We start from the raw sequence: 279 nt of genomic DNA, 5'->3' as shown, positions 1-279 counted from the left end.
CTGCAGGAAGGCGCCCTGAAGAAGGACGTTCCGGTACTGTTCACGGATTCCACCGAGGCGGAAGCGGTAAAGCTGTTTTCGAATACCTATCTGGCCATGCGAGTCGCGTATTTCAACGAGCTCGACACCTATGCGGAAACGCATGGATTGGACTCGCGGCAGATAATCGAGGGTGTTGGCCTGGACCCGCGCATCGGAAATCAGTACAACAATCCATCTTTCGGCTACGGTGGCTATTGCTTGCCCAAGGACACCAAGCAATTATTGGCCAATTACCGA

The 279-nt window shown here is 53.8% G+C and carries 1 pseudogene; it reads left to right on the top strand.

From position 1 onward, the window contains the following. Positions 1-279 (top strand): annotated as a pseudogene (locus R0K30_RS21700) (UDP-glucose 6-dehydrogenase); the annotation flags it as partial.

The organism is Bacillus sp. SIMBA_154, assembly GCF_046536015.1.
In the GTDB taxonomy this organism is placed as follows: Bacteria; Bacillota; Bacilli; order Bacillales; family Bacillaceae; genus Bacillus; species Bacillus pumilus_P.
The sequence above is the reverse complement of the archived record's forward strand: the minus strand, read 5'-3'. Positions and strand labels throughout refer to the sequence as shown.